This is a genomic window from Cupriavidus sp. SIMBA_020, from assembly GCF_046535395.1.
Lineage (GTDB): Bacteria > Pseudomonadota > Gammaproteobacteria > Burkholderiales > Burkholderiaceae > Cupriavidus > Cupriavidus campinensis.
The window spans coordinates 1-255 of the sequence record NZ_JAWRWU010001090.1 but is presented as its reverse complement, the minus strand read 5'-3'; the positions used below and the strand labels follow the sequence as shown (position 1 = coordinate 255).

The 255-nt window shown below is 65.5% G+C and carries 1 protein-coding gene; it reads right to left on the bottom strand.

What is annotated here, in order from left to right:
• Positions 1 to 255 (bottom strand): ACP S-malonyltransferase (locus SB751_RS32865; protein ID WP_410749361.1); only part of this gene is annotated, 255 nt, incomplete at both ends.

Here is a 255-nt window from a genome sequence, read left to right as displayed (position 1 = left end):
CATTGACGCTTGCCAGATATTCCCGCAATTGATCCGACGCCGGCTTGAGCAGCGACGAGTGGAACGGCGCCGACACCGCCAGCGGCAATGCGCGCTTTGCGCCCTTCGCCTTCGCGATCTCACAAGCTTTTTCGATCGCGGCCTTGTGACCGGCGATCACGACTTGCGCCGGCGCATTGAAATTGACCGCCTCGACGACGCCCGCCACCGACGCTTCCGCGCACACCGCGCGCACCGCGTCGTCGTCGAGGCCGA